This window comes from Nostoc sp. (assembly GCF_036917275.1).
Classification (GTDB): domain Bacteria; phylum Cyanobacteriota; class Cyanobacteriia; order Cyanobacteriales; family Nostocaceae; genus Nostoc.
On the sequence record NZ_JBALDF010000009.1, the window covers coordinates 62,803 to 79,776 of the forward strand.

Sequence of the window (16,974 nt, forward strand, 5' to 3'; positions counted from 1 at the left end):
AGTCTTTGATGCTCAAGATTGGAACTCTTGCAGAAAAATGATTTTTCTACTTTAGATGCATTTGCCCTAGATTGTTTGGTTAGTTTCGTTTACCGTTACTAATTTTCCGGTGCTTTTTTTCTGGTTGAAGATATTCAATATTCATTAGTTTCGTTATTTTAAAATCTTAGCAAATTTGCTATTTTATAAGCAGGGTCAAGCATTGAAACTTCATCCCTTTTTTAGCTTTTTTACCAACTTTTCCCAAATAATATGAATTCCACCTAAAACATGAATACTCATCAAAATAACAAATAAAATATAAAAGGAAGTCGCAATAATCAGAGTTAATAAAAAGTCTAAATTAATATATTTTAAAATTAAAAATACAACTAGCATTAAAGTGCCGATTATAACTGGACGGCGAATAATTCGCCAAAAATTTAATGGAAATAAGAGAGTATAGGTAAAGTAAACATACTGGCTAAAGCCAAGAACAGTCATTACCAATGTCATTATAGCTGCACCTAGTAAATGATATTGCGGAACTAATGCCACACCTACCAAGCTTGCTAATATAGTTGTAATAAACACTTCACGCAGGTTCACTATCTCAAAATGGTTGGCTACAAGTAGATTGCACAGTGTGCGTATGAAGGGTAATAAAAGCAGTGATATAGCAGTTATATTCAGAGCTAAACTTCCTTGAGCAAAACTAGGGGTATAGATAAAAACCAGTAAATCTTTACCAAAAAATAACAATCCAAGGAATAAGGGTAATCCCATAGCTAGTATAATTTCAATAAAGCTTTCAGTGATCTGCTGCTGCTTTTCCTGTCCTTGATCTGCTGCTTTTGAGAGTGTCGGGAACATGCCTACACTGATACTGTTGGCAACAATCCAAAAGGGTTGTAGGACTTGTCCTATTCCACCAAAAAGACCAACTAAAAATTCATTTCCTAATAATGAAAGAATCAAGATTTGCATTCTGCTACTGACTACAGCCATTGCTTCAATAGCAACAAATGTCCGTACATTTTTAATTGTATCCCATACAAAAATTTTATCAATCTGCCATTGGATTTTGACTGACTGTGTGATAAAAATCCATTCAATTACCAAAATTAGTGTTTCTGAAAAAAATAGAATTGCCCCCACAGATTCAATTCCATATTTCAGTTGCATCGCCCAAATCATTATGATTACGCGTCCAATGTACACTGGCACTGTAGCGATGGCAATCAGATGCATCTTTTCTTGAGCTTGAAAAATTGCCTCAGTGATATTAGAAAGTGCAAAAGGAATGATCGTTAAGCCCATGATGTAGCAAATAGTCGAGGTTTTAGAACTATAGGGAAGTAAAAACACTACAATCACTAAAGCCCCATAACTGAAAAAACTAAATATTAATTGCAACCAGCTACCGCTTATTAAACAAACAGATGTTTTTTCTGGTTCACGGGCTATTTCTCTGGTAAACAATACTTTTAGTCCTTGTGAAGCAATGCCCATAAACATATAGTAGAAGCTATACGCTAGTAGATACTGCCCTAAAGCCTCAACTCCTAAAGTCTTAGCAATAGCAGCGGTTAATACAAAGGCTGTAATGCTTTGTGCTAACCGATTGACCATCATTGAGAGGGAATTACTTATAGCAGTAAACATTTGGATCAGATACGAACGTGTGTTCTATGAAGTTAATTTGCTGAAATTAAGAGTTATATATAATACTCGTTTACTGGCTCGAAATATTCCGTAAGGCACTGTTCTGTTGCCCCCAGAATAGCTGTCGAAACAATAATACCTCGCAATGCGTAGTTTACCGCCGTAGGCATCGCACTTATATAACGGTATGCAGTTGAGTGAGATACAAAAACTTTGCTGAAATGATTTGACAGCAAGGGTTTTGGTGTTATTATCCAATCGATAACCGCTACAAGACTCACATTCTTACCTCGTTGTTGAGGACGTGTTCCATAAGCTCTTTGTCCTAATAATACCCGTCCAAATTGACGAGTCATTCCTAAATTGACTACAGCTTCATCACAAATACCAAATTCTCTACTTGTAGGGTGGTTATTTGTTTCCTGTAATCTCTTCGTAAGTTTTGAACTCGCTCTGTCTGCCTTTGAGTGGCATGGAATATTTTTTTCGGGTTAATCCCAAAGGTTTTAGTACACGACTAATAGTGGAGCTACTCACCTCAGCCAGGGTCTGTTTTCTTGAATACTATTTCTCCCAAAACTATCAAGCATAAAAGTATTCTGTTTTTTAGAGTATCCCAAGGGATAAAAACTCCTGTTACAGCTAATTGATTAAGTTGATTCAAGGTATGCTGACGTTGATATCTGTCTAATAAATTAGCATTCGCCGTTCCAGATACAATATAATGCTTTTCTTTTTTTATAAAGCTAGCAATCTGCTCATGATCTTAAGGCTCACAAATAATGAATACAAAAGAAGGAACTATTTTTTTCTACTTACGCAGATATTCAAGAGTAATATTTACAGCATATCTACCAGTATAAATAATATACTTAGCACCTAAGATAATAATATTAATCTGGGACGTGTAATATAAACAACTGGTTTATACAATAAACAAGCAAGAAGTATTAATCCATGAGCAAAAGTAGTGATTTGATAATATTGAAATAGTCATAGCGTTTTTGACCTTCTCGATAAATACCTTGGACAGCTAGTGATTCCTATTTGAATCCCAACTTCAGCATGTTTAGCTAGACTAATTTAGTCTTGCTTAGAAGTTGTTTGTTTATTTACGCATAATTACTGATTAACAAAACTTGCACATATATAGTATAAAAAAATGCATCAAAAGTTTAATTATCGTTACAAAAATTTACATATAGTGTTTCCCGATCCAGTGAGGTACAGATAGAGAATAGCTTAATCGTATTTCCTTCAGTAGAAATAAAAGCATACTCACTTGACCTACGCCAGAAAATTGTTGAGACATACGCTGAAGGGAAGATTTCTCAAAGGCTGCTAGCCAAGCAATTTTGAGTCGCCTTAAGTTTTATTGAAAAATTACTCAAACAACATCGACAGACGGGAAGTATCGTAACTAGCGCTCTTTTATGTCTCTGGCAAGAGAAAAAAGATGCTGACCTTGAATCTTGTTCAAAGCCTTGTTTTATCAACCAAAAAAAATCTTTGCTCGTAACCAAGCATGGAAAAAATAAGGCTTATAATATTCTCTAACAAGAGTAATAAAACAGCGCTAAAGCGTGTCATCAATTACTTAAACGGAAATCAGAACTGCTAAAGAAGAATAGACAACAAAAAAGCGATGACGCGCCGATACGCGTTTGCGTGATGACCAGTGGGAGAGAATCAAAGACCTGCTACCTGGGTGAGAGGGCGATGTTGGGAGTTACCGCTAGAGACAATCGATTGTTTATCGAAGCAGTGTTATATCGTTACCGAGCAGGTATCCCCTGGCATGACTTGCTCTTTCCCGATTCGGGTATTTTCGGGTGTGAATCACCCATTTCAGTCAATTAATATTTAATTTATTAAGATGTTAGTGAATGTCTGACAATGTGCTAAGTTTATTTTATAAGTAAAAAAGACGACCATATAAGAGGATGTTTGAAAAGTCCTCTTGTTGGTATCAAAAGTTCTAGTTCTCTCTAAATCTCCCTTAAAAAGGGGAACTTTGATTCCGGTTCCCCCCTTTTTAAGGGGGGGGTTATAGGGGATCTTAAAGTGCCTAAAGTTACAGCAAAACACTTTTCAAACAACCTCTAACAATCTGAATCACATCAGGATTTGGACTGTGGAAGTACTAAACAAGTAATGATGTATTGTAGTAATGAATGAAATACTAAATGGCACCAATGTGATTCTCTAATGACGTAAGAATTGGACAGGGTTATTCGGACTAATCGGGACACAGATTGTCTCAATGTTGTATTATTAAATGGCCCAATGTAGCTCTTTTTTCTCACTGTTCGATGCCGCTTGCTCAGTAACACTGCCGCATACACAGGACAAAAATCGATGTAAGATCGCACGCTGGCGATAGACCGTATTGTAAGGTATTCCATAACTGATGGGCAGAGGCTTGGTCTCGCGCCAAAATACCAATAATTTCGCGCGTGTCTGCATTAAGCGCTAACTAAACCCATTGCTTGTTACTCAAATTGTCCACAAATGACCGCAATTCATCGTATTAAATCATTAAACCCCCCTTTTTTTTTGGATGCCACTTGTACGCTTCGGGGCATTAACGCATATTTCTCATTCACGTAGTTTTCTGCCCTGGCTCAGAAACCTGCGTGGCACGAGCGATTCTTGCAAGTGAGATGCGTGAGAGCAGCAGTTGGTCAATCAATTCTCGTGTCCCCAAGTCAATCACTTTCTTTGGCGAATGCTCAACGAATTGCCGTCCGCATTCACGACACTTGAATCGTTGTTTCCGGTTGTGGATGCGACCATTTTTAAGCGTTTTACAAGAAGCACAGTTTGGGCAGACAGGCATGGGTAAAGAGTAATAGCAATCACCTCTACTCTATCTATCATTACATCTTAATCACTACCCAAAAAATTAGCAATGGTAAATGAAACTAACCAAATAATAGTCAGCGTTGTGATTCCTACACGCAATAGACCACAAATTGTTGCAAAGAGTGTCATGACTGCATTAACTCAAACGCTGGAATCAATTGAAGTGATTGTGATCATAGATGGTCCCGATCAGGAAACAGTCAATGGACTATCTCAGATAGCTGATCCAAGATTGAGAGTAATAGAACTACCAAAAAATGTTGGACCATCAGGGGCTAGAAATACTGGTGTGAGAGAGGCTAAAGGCACTTGGATAGCCTTTTTAGATGACGATGATGAATGGCTTCCAGAAAAATTGGAGCGTCAACTTGAAGTAGCAAATAATTCCCATTATGATTTTCCAGTTGTCGCCAGTCGTTTCATTTCTCATACTCATAAAGGTAAGTTTATTTGTCCGAGAAGGCTACCTAACCTCTCAGAACATTTAAGTGAATATCTTTTTGCGCGTAACTCATTTTTTAAAGGAGAGGGCTGCATACAAACCTCAACTCTTTTCGTGAAAAAAGAGTTAATGCAAAAAATGCCTCTAGAAGAAAAATTTTACAGACATGAGGATTGGGAGTGGTTGCTTCGGGTTAGTGCTATCGAAGGTGTAGGAATAGAGTTTGTACCTGAGCCTATGTCAATCTGGCATTCAGAAATGGGAATCAAGCGCTTAAGCAACATCAAGGACTGGCAATATTCCTTGGATTGGATTCGTTACAACCGCAATTTAGTAACACCAAAGGCTTATTCAGGCTTCATTGCAACAATTATCGCTCCCTCTGCCTCCTTTGTAGGTGATTGGAAAGCCTTTTTTCCTTTGTTGGGGGAAGCTATACGATGGGGCAAGCTCCGACCGATTGACATATACTTGTACTTAACTATGTGGCTATTCCCTCAGCAGTTACGGCAGCAAGTTCGCTCTATTTTAGCCAAGAAAACAACTTAGGTGTTTTTCTACTCCAGGAATATGAATTAACGAAAATTGCTCGTTTCAAGCTTTTCTCAATATTAAGTTAAAAGATATAACAAACGCCTGTCTGCTAATTAGCAAACAGGCGTGTCCTGTAGTACAAAGTTCTATTGAGTGAGACTCGGTTAAATCTTAGTAGTAGAATCAACTGAGGGTTGAGACTGACTAACCGAATCTAACTTTGGTAAAAGCAGTAGATTTTGTGCTTTCAGATTACTGTTGATTGTTGCTTGCAATATTGGGGTATGGGAGATGGAATTGTTAGCCAATGTAAACAGTGGATTGGACAAAATTCCTGCTATGGTAGTGGCAATTAAAGTTACCACCAACCCGACTTGCAAAGGTCTTAGCCCAGGCAAATCCCAACGCACTTGTGGATAATTCTTCACCGCGTCGGACATTTCATGGGGTTCTTTGACTACCATCATCTTAACTACGCGAATGTAGTAGTAGATGGAGACGACGCTGGTAACTAAGCCTAGTAAGACTAACCAATAAAGTCCTGCTTGCCAACCAGCCCAGAATAAGTAAATCTTGCCGAAAAACCCAGCCAATGGTGGAATACCACCCAAGGAAAGCAGGGCGATACTCAACCCCAATGTTAGGAGTGGGTCTTTTTGGTATAAACCAGAGTATTCGGCAATCTGGTCGGTTCCTGTCCGTAGTGAGAACAGAATGATGCAGGTAAAGCCGCATAGGTTCATGAACAGGTAAACCAGTAGGTAAAATATCATACTGGCATACCCTGCTTGTGTACTAGCAATCAAGCCAATCATCACAAACCCAGCTTGGGCAATGGATGAATAAGCTAGCATCCGTTTCATGCTTGTTTGAGCTAGGGCAACTACGTTACCCAAGATCATGCTGAGAACGGCCAGAGCAGTGAAGACAAACCTCCACTCGTCAGCAACAAGGGGGAAGGCTGTTGTCAATAAGCGGATAGCTAAGGCAAACCCAGCTGCTTTGGAACCAACTGATAAAAAGGCGATTACTGGAGTGGGAGCGCCTTCGTAAACGTCTGGTGTCCACTGGTGGAAGGGTGCAGCAGAGATTTTGAAGCCAATACCTGCGATCGCAAAAACCAGGGCAATCACTAAAGCTAAAGATTGACCGGCTTTAGCTGTGGCAATACCATTAGCGATCGCACTCAGTTCCGTTTGTCCTCCAGATAATCCATACAGCAGTGATACGCCATACAAAAATATTGCCGTACTGGAAGCTCCTATTAACAAGTATTTCAGCGCCGCTTCATTGGAGCGAGGGTCACGCTTAGTATAACCTGTCAATAAATAAGAGGAGATACTCAGGGTTTCTAGGGAGATGAAAATCATCACCAACTCACTAGCCCCGGATAAAAACATCCCTCCTAGAGTAGCGCTCAACAAAATAGCGATGAATTCTGCTAAAGCAGCGCCACTCTGTTCAATGTAACTGATTGACATCAGTATAGTGGTAGCGGCAGACAAAGCAATGATGCCGCGAAAGACGATACTGAGGTCATCACCAATGAAAGCACCAGTAAAGGAGATGGGATTTGGCGCATCCCATTGGAAGTATAGGGCGATGATCGAAGTCAGCAAACCTGCGATCGCTAGATATCCAATCCAGCGTGCGGATGTACGCCCCAAAATCAAATCAACAATCAAAACCCCCAAGAGGGTGAGAATAACAATCCCCTCTGGTAAAATCGTTCCAGCGTTTAGCTGGGATGCAATATTAGCAAAATCCATGAGATGTATAGGTTTTGGGGATTAGACATTAAGGCTAACTCTGTTCACTCTAGCAAGTTTTCTAATCCCCGGACTAGCTCTTTTAACAAGAGCTTAACAGCTTGGATGCAGATGGCGATTGCCTACGCCACGCATAAAAAGCTGATTAAAATTAATCAGGGCACAGCATTGCTGTGCCCCTACAGTATTCAGAACTCCTAACTCTATTAAAAATCGACAGATGGCAGTTTGCCTTGTAGCGACTGAAATTTAGCTTGAACACAGTTTGCACAATTGCAACCAAGTTGATCAATAATCGGATTGGATGTTTGAGTCAGCTTTGGTGGCGCTAAATCAGGAATTTGTAGTGTAGATGCTACCGTAATAATTTGTGTAGCATATACAGATTTCAGGCTGGATGCGTATGCTGGATTGACTACCAGCAGCATGAATGCCATAAGGGCAGGACAGGCAAGTAAAATCAGTTTGACTATTTTCATAATTCTCACAAAGATACTTTTGCTGATACAGGATAACTAATAAATTACCGGGGTTCAACTTGAAGTAGTGAGTATTGCTTAACTACGCCCAAATCCTTTACCCCGCAAAACCTTTGACCAAACAACTAATTCGCCCTTCTCACCACCTGCGGCCAGTAACTTGCCTTGGGGATGCCAAGCCAGGCTAGAAAAGCCTCCTGAGACACCTGTAATAATTTGGGATACTTCCTTGGCTTGGTTCCACAAACACAACCAGCCGTCAGCAGCAGCAGAAGCGAGAAGGAAGCTTTTGGGTGCAAAGGCGATCGCATTGATCACATCCACATGATTTGTTAAGACTCGCGCTTCCCAACCTAAATTATCATCCTCTTGCTTTTCCCACACCACAATACCTTCAACGCTAGAAGATGCCAATATCGGCGCACCCACTTTGGTTGTAGCTTCTGACCATGCCAATTGGCGAATTTTACCAGGGAAGCCACGCATCACCCAAGGGTCAGGGTTGTTCCATTCCAAAACGGTGACACTACGATCCATGTTGCCAGAAGCCAGGAATTTGCCATCGGGCGACCAAGCCATCGCTAGACTAACACTAGTCGTATCCAGGCTGTATGGTTCTTCATCCCAGTTTTGACTATACCAAATCTTGACTCCCTTATAACCACTAATGGCTAAGTATTGTCCGTCAATGCGCCAATCTATACCCAATACTGAAGAGTTGTCGAAATTCAGCGTCACGACAATTTCATCAGTATCTGCATCCCAGACTTGAACGTAACGCCCTAAACTAAAAGCCAGTTGGTTACTGGTGTAATTCCAAGCTAGCTTGTCAACCCATGCAGGAGCATTTTCCAAGGTGGCGATTAATTCAGTGTCGCGCCAAATTTTAACCTGTCCATCTTGTCCACTAACAGCTAAAAATTTTCCATCTGGCGAAAAGGCAAGACAGTCTACCGATTTACCGTTACCAGTTTGTAAACTTGTGAGTTCGCCATCATTCCACAGAACTACTTCCCCAGCGGCGGAAGTTGCTGCTAAAGTTTTACCTTGTGGCGACCAAGCGATCGCAGTTACATAATCTGAAAGTGTCCCCGAATAGTGTTGTTCAAATTCCTTAGATTTGGTTGTGGAGTTCATATTTATTGGGTACTGGGTACTGGTGACTAGGGACTGGGGAGTAATGGCTAGGGACTAGAGACTGACTGGATTCTTCCCAATCCCCAGTACCCAATCCCCAATCCCTATTTAAACTAGACAGGCGAGAAAATCTTGCTTAAGTTGGGCTGCATCAAGGTTGCGGCCGATGAAGACTAGTTCGTTTTTAGGGGTTTCGCTTGGTTTCCAGGGGCGATCGGGTTTTCCATCAAATATCATATGCACTCCTTGAAATACAAATCGATTATCTTCTCCAGCAATATTTAAAATGCCTTTCATCCGAAAGATATCTGGGCCTTGGGTACGCAGTAACTCGGAAATCCAAGCGTTTAATTTTTCTCCATCAACTGCGCCTGCTTCTACTAAAGCCACAGAAAAAACAGTTTCATCGTGTACATGAGCATCTTCACCTAAGAAATCTGGATCAATTTCTAGTGCTCGGTCTAAATCAAAGGCTTTTACACCTAATAAAGCATCCATTCCTAGTTCAGAATTTTGGGTACGGTAGATTTTTGCGATCGCATTCATCGCCCGAATCCGTTTTTCTAATTCGTCCAACTCTTCTGGCGCTACCAAATCTGTTTTATTAAGTAAAATTACATCGGCAAAAGCAATCTGTTCTTGTGCTTCGTCTGCATCCCAGTGCTGCGAGATATGCTTGGCATCTACGACTGTTACCACTGCATCTAAAGACAGTTGGGTTTGCAAATCTTCATCCACAAAAAATGTCTGAATCACTGGTGCTGGATCGGCTAATCCAGTTGTTTCAATTACTAAATGGTCAAATTTATCGCGGCGCTTCATCAAATTGCCAATGATCCGAATTAAATCGCCGCGCACTGTACAACAGATACAACCATTGTTCATTTCAAATATTTCTTCATCTGCATCGATAATCAATTGATTATCAATACCCACTTCCCCAAATTCATTGACAATCACAGCAACTTTTTTGCCATGTTCATAGGTGAGGATGTGATTGAGTAGAGTCGTTTTACCTGCTCCCAAATAGCCTGTAAGAACAGTAACGGGAACTGAATTGTTGATTACGTCAGCCACCATACTCGAAATTCCCCTTGTCTCACCTTGTGGATAATCATTATCACATATCATAAATCTTTTTAGATTTTTGTGCTAACTTGCTGTTATTTTGGGTGTCAGCAAAATCATCACATAATTTAATCTAAAAACATTTTATTTTTATGCATCTCTAATAAGTAATAAATATTCACAAGTTGGCGTAGCTTGGTAGAAATATTGAATATAAGCCGCTGAGACCTGAACTGTTCTTGGCTTTGATATAGTCTATCTATTAGCGATTTTCATTGTTTTATTCGGGTTACTTTTCTGCAATAACAAGCATTTCGTAATCTTCAGGGGTTAGTTTATTATTACGGCTGAAAGCCCCTAAATGGCAGCCAAAAATTTCTGTTTTGGTAAAACCAATCGATTTAAGCAGCCACTTAATTTCCGGGGGAGTATAATATCTTTCATTACATTTCAAAACTCTTTTACTACCCGAATCATCAATTGTTTCATAAACGGAATGATCGCGGAAAGTCATCAAATCAAAAGAGCTTTCTAGGCTTTTGGTTTCACCAGGATTGGAGTTAAGAAAATTCTTAACAGAATGAAACAGAGGAAATAAACCATTATAGGTAGTCAATATCAGTTTACCTGGAGATTTTAAGGACGCATAAATATTTTTTAAAATACCAAAATTCATTTCATCTGTTTCCATTAAAGGAAAAGCTCCCTCACAAAGCATAATTGAAAGATAAAATTGTGTTTCAAAATAAAAATTTCGGGCATCTTTTTTGATAAAATCAATTTTTAGTTTTTCTTCAGCAGCAGTTTTTATAGCTTTTTTGAGCATAGATTCTGATAAATCGATCCCTGTAACACTGTAACCACGCCTGGCCAACTCTAGTGAATGTCTTCCGGTTCCACAGCCAACATCAAGGATTAACTTATTTTTATCATAATCAAGTTCTTTTTCAATAAAATCAACTTCACCCAAGGTTCCAGAGGTATACCCTTCCTGATCATAATTATCTGCATAATTATCAAATAATTCTTCATACCACTGTTTCATTATCTTCTTACCGGATTTAATTAATACTCTTTTTATAGCAGGTTTAGCATTTTTTTTTGCTTGCAAAAACTTACTTGCAGTAGCTTGAACTAATCTTAAATCTTAATCTCGCACCAAGGTGCAAAATGATTCTTTGCGTCTTGGTGTGAAGATTTAATTTTCTGGGGATAACAAAAAATCTTGAACTGCTTCTAAAACAACTGTTGGGTATTCTTCATGTAGTCCCAGAGAACCAGGAATGACAACGCTTCTTACTTTTGGTAAGGCTGCCAAAGCGTTCATTTCTTCTCGTGATTTAGGGGGACTGGATTCTCCAATTACTACCATGAGAGGTACGGTTAAAGACTGTACAAGTTCCAAAAAATCAGATTGTTCGTGTACAGCATCAAGATTACCAGTTACAAAGGCAGCAGATGCAAATCGCGCTCCTGGTTGTTGAGTCGTGTGCCATTTCTTCTCAATGAAACTGGGTGTAATTTTCGCCGCGTCAGTAAACACATGACGGCGGTACATAAAACTTAAGAAAGATTGAGTAGTGTTGAGTTTGTAGAGAGCTTGACCAAGTATAGGCGATCGCACCAATCCTCTCACCATACCAGCTATTTGCTGACTTGCCCCCATTGTCGGCAAAGGCCCACGCCAGGTAGGAGCTAACAATAAAATTTTTGAGAAAGTAGCAGGCTGTTTCACAGCTAATTGTAAAACGTAACTAGCAGCATGACCAGCCGCCACCACAGTAATGGGATTATTAAAAACAGCTTTGACAAAATCTTCTAGAAATTGCTGATATATTTCCGGTCGGTAATTCAAACTAGGGCGAGAAGATTGTCCAAATCCAGGCCAGTCTACGGCTACAACTTGAAAATTGGGAGCTAGTAACCTGGCTAGTTCGCCCATTTCCAAGCGCGTCGAAACAGTGCTGAAAGATGGTAGTAGCAAGAGCGGTGAACCTTTACCGAGGGTTTCATAAACAACGCGCAATTGCTGATTTTCCCAATTCCAGAGATATTCTTGAACTACTCCACCAAAGCCAATAGCAGCAGAGGTAGATAATAAATTTGTTGACATTAGACTAAATTTTGGTAGTTGTACCTTATTTGTCATTAGTCATTTGTCCTTTGCTAATGACCAATGACTAATGACTTGACCTCTTGCAAAAATCCTTGAATCACCCCTCCCCGTATGTGTTGGGGAGGGGGCAATATTTCAAGTTTCCCTCCAATATATCGGGCGGATTAAGGGGGGTCTATTGGACTTATGCAAGAGGTCTACTAATGATTAATGACCAATTTTAGATTCCAATGCTTTTTTTTGCATGGTTTTAAAAATGTTGTAAAACCCATTAGCACGGGAAGGTGTCAGGCTAACATTTAAACCTGTTTCTTGAATAAAATCTGGAGTAAGTTGGACAATCTCACTTGGCGTTAGTCCATCCAATCCTTCAACCAGAAGCCCTACTAATCCTTTGGTTAACTGGGAATCGGAATCGCCCTGAAACACAACTTTCCCATCATTCAAAGCTGCTATGATATAAACTTGAGACACGCAACCAGGAACTTTATTTTCGGGTAATTTTTCAGCTTCTGGAAACTCATTGAGCTTCTGAGCATACCAGATTAACTGTTCATAGCGTCGCTTCGGTTCGGAAGCGCGTTGAAAGCGCTGGACAATTTTAGCGAGCGCAGGTGGCAAAGAATCTAGAGTTGAGGACATAACAGAAGCTGCAAATGATCGGTATCACTTTGAGTGTAAATTATCTTTCGAGCGATGCCTACGACGGGCTGCGCCTACGCGCTGACCGTTCACTTGGCAGTGTGAAGCTAGCTATTACTGACTATAACTCGTAAAATCCAGATAATTACTGCGATCGCATTCACTTCGGTCAGGTTTTTGAATGCACTTAATCACAAAAACTTAATTTTTTTATAAGCAGGTTTTGACAGTAACTCTATAGAAGTTACTGTTGTATCAGTATAGACTTATTGCTATTACGTAAGTATGAGAAATAAGTGAAATTTATGTGTCGTTTGATTTTACTATGCGATGCCTACGGCGGTAAACTACATGCTTACAAAATTAGCTGCAAGTAGCTTTTAACTAAGCAGCTAGGTAATAATCAATAATTAAAAATTAAAAATCAAAAAAAATTCTGATTTTTAATTTTTAATTTCTCTCCCTTAGGGATTAATTTGTAGTTTGTGCAGCTAGCATCTGCTTCAGCTTTTCTAATTCTGAAGCCCAACGAGGATCTGGACGAATAGCGTCTGAATCTGTAGTTGTGGTGGTACTTTCACGAGAAGCTCCGCCACCGCCGCCACGACGAGGCTTCTTAGAACCTTTCTCACGACGGCTACCTTCTCTACCTTCTCTATTAACGCTAGGAATGGGGGTACTCGTAGTAGGAAGAGTAACTGCTTTAGGAGCTTGCTCCTCGCCCTCCTCACCCTTTGTCCGAGGTAATGCCTTCTCTAACTTAATGGGAGTGTCTTTGAACATCTGACCATTATACTTTTCGATGATTTCGTCAGCTTGCTCGTCGTTGTTGACGGTAAGAAAACCGAAACCACGGCATTTGCCAGTTTTGCGGTCTTTAATTAATTTAGTAGTTACAGCATCACCTTCTGCTGCAAAAACTGCTTGCAGATCTTGACGATCTATTTCTTCTTTAGGCAAATTACCTATATATAGGCGAACGGGCATGAACTATACCTCCAGAGTTAAATGAACATGGCAAGGCGAGAAAACAATCACTTGGCTTTGGCTTTTAAATAGATGCTATTGACAAAGACTGCCATCAACCAATTTTTTTGCTCGAAACTGTCAACCTATACAATACAGTTTTTCGTCGGGATCAAGCTTGTTTAATCCAAAGGCTCAAACTATTGTGAGCTAATAACACCTTAATTCTAAGAATTGTAAATTTAATAGCCTAGTGCCTGCTAAAGTACACGCTTTCTTCCATGCCTTTTTTGCAGAATCAAATACCATCCCTTACATTACCACGGTATTTTCTACGTAGCTAGTTTAGCGCATACTTTTGCGACGTTAGTATTATTGCATCGTAACATAACATAAAACCCATTTTTTTATTCAAGGGAGAATATTTTGAAACAAAAACCAGCCAGTGGCTGGTTAATTTCCTGCTGTGTTGGGAGGATAAAAAGGTATAGAGTGGGGAAAAAGCAACCGACATAACTAAGCTGTAATGCTGAGTTATGTCGGTTGCTATTGTTTGTGTAAATAAATGTAACACTTTTTCGGAAAACCTGCAATTTTTGTTTACATTTCGGTTTGTCCTTCGTCAGTTGTTTATTTTCTTCTGACCATTGACTAACCACTGAGAAATCTGACCATTGACTAACCACTGAGAAAAACGTATGCGCCCCAAGCCTGTGCTGCAACAGCCAAAAAAATAGACCAAATGGGATGAGGGCTATGAATGGTCTTACCACTTTGAGTTTCCAGGGTTTGGATATCGATCCAAGGTGTTGCTCCTCGTCGGAACCAACCTGTGACGATAATTTGCCGACCGATCAGATCCTGGTGATTGACTGACTGTCCTAGCCAAGAAACGTGGTGTAACTTCACTAAACCTGCACTGGATTGGAGGATTAAATCTTGCGCTAGGGAGTTGCTGGTGCCTTGACGACCTAATAGTTTACCCACAATCCGCACGCTGATACTGTCAATCGGTAGGGCACAAGGGTCAGCTAAGAGGTTAGGTAGGCAGTCAGTTTGCACAGTGGCAGGTTTAATATCGGGGAAAAAAGAATTAATCCGCATCACCGTACCGATGCTAAAGCCAATTAGAAGGCAGCCTGTAATGAAAGACCAATCTTCATATATCCACTTTAGATTTAAAAACTTGAGTGCGAATGCTAGTTGCCACGTTAGCCAGACCAAAGCTGCAAACACAACCCCTAGAGGAATTCCTAACCAGGGAGCGATTTGTAATAAGAAAGACTGACGCTTAACCTTTGATGGTTCACTAGGAAAATGTAGTTCGGTGTCTAGATGCCAGTGACGGGCTATTTTGCAGAGGCGTTCGATGCGATCGCCCATCAGCGGATGGCTATTGTTAATTGTAAACCATTGGCGATAGGGATTGGCAGTATCCCACTTCAAAAAGGATTCAAAAGATAGATTGCTGGCAATAGTGCCTAAAGACAGGCTTTGTTGGTGACTTACTGGTGTCAAGAGATTTAAGCTTTCTAGTTGCCAACTGGTGTGTTCTTGTTTTTCAATATCAGCTGCAATTCCAATGGCAATTTTGAGTAAAGCGCGAATCAGGGCATTGGGATTACCAGTAATTTCAGCGGCGACGCGATCGCTATAATAGAGCCGCAACCGCGACAACCACAATGCAGTTCCAGTCAGCAAACACCAAACTCCATAAATCAGACTAGCCAGAATTGTCATCGGCCAGCGCCAAATCCCTGATATTTTGTCTCCCCACTGCGACATTTGCTGATATAGCTTATGAGTTGGTAGTGTCACCAGCAGCAACAAAGACATCACAGCAAAATCCCAGTGAGCAATATGCCCTAGCTGCGTGGCGTAGATAGTGGCAATTTCATCATCTGCCAGTTGCTCTAATAGCCCTTGACTCACAACAATCCTGGCATTACGTGGTAAACTACCGTATGTGAGGATAATTGGTGCAGCCATTGGTAAAATCCGCAGTTTGGGTAAGGGCCAGTGCCGCTGTTGGCAACAACGTTGTAGCACCCGAACGGCTTCGCGGCTATGGGCATTCAATACATCCTTGGAAAATTCTCGTTGACCATACAAGTTCGCCAGTAGCAGATCCAGCAACCAAGGTGATACTGCGATCAAAATCACCAATACTACTAGCAACAATTGGGTAGGGTCACGGTATAAAAGTTGTACAGGCTCCACATAGGGCAGTTTGACTAAAGTCAGGTTGATGAATCCCAGTGCTAACTTGAGGATTTCTCGCATCACCCAAAATAGGGCGATGAATGTTCCTGCTGCTAGCAACCGCAAGGGAATTAATTTCGGTTTACGTAGAGGTTGCCATGCTCTGGCGCGTTGAGCTTGCCGCCAATAAATAACGCCGAATAATTTGGCTTGGGTGCGGGTAACGGAACCCATGAAACCGTTTAGGGGTGCAGTTGGTGGAGGTAGTGGTGTCGCTACTGTAGCTTTGAGTCTACCTAGTGGCACCATCGGGGGGGTATCGTCGCTCTTGGCTTCGATTACTTGATCTTCTGGCTTTTCCTCTAATGTAAAAGTTACCGGGGGAGTAACTGGAGGAGAATCTGGGGTTGAATTCTCAAAGGCAACAAATCCAGTTTCGACATTTTTTGATTCTTGATCAGGTTTTTTACGTTTTGTCAGGTGTTCGAGAGCGCGTGTTGCCCACTCTTGAACTTGCGGATTGTTACTCTCAATGAGATTCTGGGAAATAGCGATCGCTTTGGAAACTTCGCCACAGCGAGCATAAGCCATCACTAAACCAACCTGGGCTTGTAAGCTAGCAGTAGCATGATTTTGGCTGCTAGCAATAGGTTCTAGTTGAGCGATCGCTGTTTGGTAATTTCCTTGCTTGAGGGCAACTAAACCAGCCTCCAAAGACGATTTGGCATGTGAAGGCATACAAATTCTGGCACTCCAATCTCTTCTAGGTGATCCACGTTTGTGCAAAAGCGCGAACCTCGGATGCCGTGGAACTCAACCGCGCCCAAGTTTTGCTTGTCAACCAATTTTGGATTTTGGATTTTGGATTTTGGATTAACCCCGACCACAAGGTTACAAGGCTTGAGGATTTTAAATTGAGGATTTTGGATTTGTTCCGCCCACTAGGGGGAGCCACTGCGGTGGACGGGTTCCCCGGCATAAAGCAAGTGGCATCGAGATATGAACCAAAAAATCTAAAATCTAAAATCTAAAATTCGTAGTCAAGTGAATGATCAAGATTGAATAAAGGCATCAGTCATGAGAATTCAGTTGGGTCTTCTGTAATAGGAC

The 16,974-nt window shown here is 40.7% G+C and carries 12 protein-coding genes and 2 pseudogenes; 2 read left to right on the forward strand and 12 right to left on the reverse strand.

What is annotated here, in order from left to right:
- Nucleotides 1-210: 210 nt before the first annotated feature.
- Together V7K35_RS03750 and V7K35_RS03755 are read right to left on the reverse strand one after the other, a co-directional pair.
- Nucleotides 211-1,644 carry an oligosaccharide flippase family protein gene (locus tag V7K35_RS03750; RefSeq protein ID WP_335076514.1) on the reverse strand — a complete coding sequence of 478 codons (1,434 nt, stop codon included), beginning with the start codon at nt 1,642-1,644 and terminating at the stop codon, nt 211-213.
- Nucleotides 1,645-1,697: 53 nt separating this feature from the next.
- Nucleotides 1,698-2,000, reverse strand: a complete 303-nt coding sequence (locus tag V7K35_RS03755) for a hypothetical protein (protein WP_335076516.1) — start codon at nt 1,998-2,000, stop codon at nt 1,698-1,700.
- 1,289 nt (nt 2,001-3,289) lie between these two features.
- Here V7K35_RS03755 and V7K35_RS03760 point away from each other — a divergent pair.
- Nucleotides 3,290-3,450, forward strand: a pseudogene (locus V7K35_RS03760) (transposase); the annotation flags it as partial.
- Between the two features lie 376 nt (nt 3,451-3,826).
- Here V7K35_RS03760 and V7K35_RS03765 read toward each other — a convergent pair.
- A pseudogene (locus V7K35_RS03765) lies at nt 3,827-4,483 on the reverse strand (IS1 family transposase).
- Between the two features lie 72 nt (nt 4,484-4,555).
- Between V7K35_RS03765 and V7K35_RS03770 the strand changes: the two are divergent.
- On the forward strand, nt 4,556-5,500 hold the full coding sequence (locus V7K35_RS03770) for a glycosyltransferase family 2 protein (RefSeq protein WP_334959439.1): 945 nt from the start codon (nt 4,556-4,558) through the stop codon (nt 5,498-5,500).
- 149 nt (nt 5,501-5,649) lie between these two features.
- Here V7K35_RS03770 and V7K35_RS03775 read toward each other — a convergent pair whose 3' ends face one another.
- The 9 genes from V7K35_RS03775 to V7K35_RS03815 form a co-directional block, all read right to left on the reverse strand.
- Nucleotides 5,650-7,254, reverse strand: a complete 1,605-nt coding sequence (locus V7K35_RS03775; RefSeq protein ID WP_335076518.1) for an NAD(P)H-quinone oxidoreductase subunit N — start codon at nt 7,252-7,254, stop codon at nt 5,650-5,652.
- A 206-nt stretch (nt 7,255-7,460) separates the two neighbouring features.
- A complete protein-coding gene (locus V7K35_RS03780) occupies nt 7,461-7,733 on the reverse strand; it encodes a hypothetical protein (protein WP_335076520.1) in 273 nt (90 codons plus the stop codon).
- A gap of 78 nt (nt 7,734-7,811) precedes the next feature.
- Entirely contained in the window at nt 7,812-8,870 is a 1,059-nt protein-coding gene (locus V7K35_RS03785) for a WD40 repeat domain-containing protein (protein WP_335076522.1), read from the reverse strand.
- A 108-nt stretch (nt 8,871-8,978) separates the two neighbouring features.
- Nucleotides 8,979-9,950, reverse strand: a complete 972-nt coding sequence (locus V7K35_RS03790) for a CobW family GTP-binding protein (RefSeq protein WP_335076524.1) — start codon at nt 9,948-9,950, stop codon at nt 8,979-8,981.
- Nucleotides 9,951-10,227: 277 nt separating this feature from the next.
- Entirely contained in the window at nt 10,228-11,049 is an 822-nt protein-coding gene (locus V7K35_RS03795; RefSeq protein WP_335076526.1) for a class I SAM-dependent methyltransferase, read from the reverse strand.
- A gap of 87 nt (nt 11,050-11,136) precedes the next feature.
- Nucleotides 11,137-12,051, reverse strand: coding sequence for an alpha/beta fold hydrolase (locus V7K35_RS03800; protein ID WP_335076528.1), 915 nt, complete (start codon nt 12,049-12,051; stop codon nt 11,137-11,139).
- A gap of 210 nt (nt 12,052-12,261) precedes the next feature.
- Complete coding sequence (locus V7K35_RS03805; protein WP_334795353.1) at nt 12,262-12,696, reverse strand: SufE family protein; 435 nt, start codon at nt 12,694-12,696, stop codon at nt 12,262-12,264.
- A gap of 471 nt (nt 12,697-13,167) precedes the next feature.
- Nucleotides 13,168-13,683, reverse strand: coding sequence for an RNA recognition motif domain-containing protein (locus tag V7K35_RS03810; RefSeq protein WP_298918886.1), 516 nt, complete (start codon nt 13,681-13,683; stop codon nt 13,168-13,170).
- Between the two features lie 657 nt (nt 13,684-14,340).
- Complete coding sequence (locus tag V7K35_RS03815) at nt 14,341-16,602, reverse strand: M48 family metalloprotease (protein ID WP_335076530.1); 2,262 nt, start codon at nt 16,600-16,602, stop codon at nt 14,341-14,343.
- Between the last annotated feature and the right edge of the window lie 372 nt (nt 16,603-16,974).

Bases quoted from the DNA above. Each gene is read 5' to 3' on its own strand.
- V7K35_RS03750 (WP_335076514.1), bottom strand. From the start codon at position 1,644: ATGTTTACTGCTATAAGTAATTCCCTCTCAATGATGGTCAATCGGTTA.
- V7K35_RS03755 (WP_335076516.1), bottom strand. From the start codon at position 2,000: ATGACTCGTCAATTTGGACGGGTATTATTAGGACAAAGAGCTTATGGA.
- V7K35_RS03770 (WP_334959439.1), top strand. From the start codon at position 4,556: ATGGTAAATGAAACTAACCAAATAATAGTCAGCGTTGTGATTCCTACA.
- V7K35_RS03775 (WP_335076518.1), bottom strand. From the start codon at position 7,254: ATGGATTTTGCTAATATTGCATCCCAGCTAAACGCTGGAACGATTTTA.
- V7K35_RS03780 (WP_335076520.1), bottom strand. From the start codon at position 7,733: ATGAAAATAGTCAAACTGATTTTACTTGCCTGTCCTGCCCTTATGGCA.
- V7K35_RS03785 (WP_335076522.1), bottom strand. From the start codon at position 8,870: ATGAACTCCACAACCAAATCTAAGGAATTTGAACAACACTATTCGGGG.
- V7K35_RS03790 (WP_335076524.1), bottom strand. From the start codon at position 9,950: ATGGTGGCTGACGTAATCAACAATTCAGTTCCCGTTACTGTTCTTACA.
- V7K35_RS03800 (WP_335076528.1), bottom strand. From the start codon at position 12,051: ATGTCAACAAATTTATTATCTACCTCTGCTGCTATTGGCTTTGGTGGA.
- V7K35_RS03805 (WP_334795353.1), bottom strand. From the start codon at position 12,696: ATGTCCTCAACTCTAGATTCTTTGCCACCTGCGCTCGCTAAAATTGTC.
- V7K35_RS03810 (WP_298918886.1), bottom strand. From the start codon at position 13,683: ATGCCCGTTCGCCTATATATAGGTAATTTGCCTAAAGAAGAAATAGAT.
- V7K35_RS03815 (WP_335076530.1), bottom strand. From the start codon at position 16,602: ATGCCTTCACATGCCAAATCGTCTTTGGAGGCTGGTTTAGTTGCCCTC.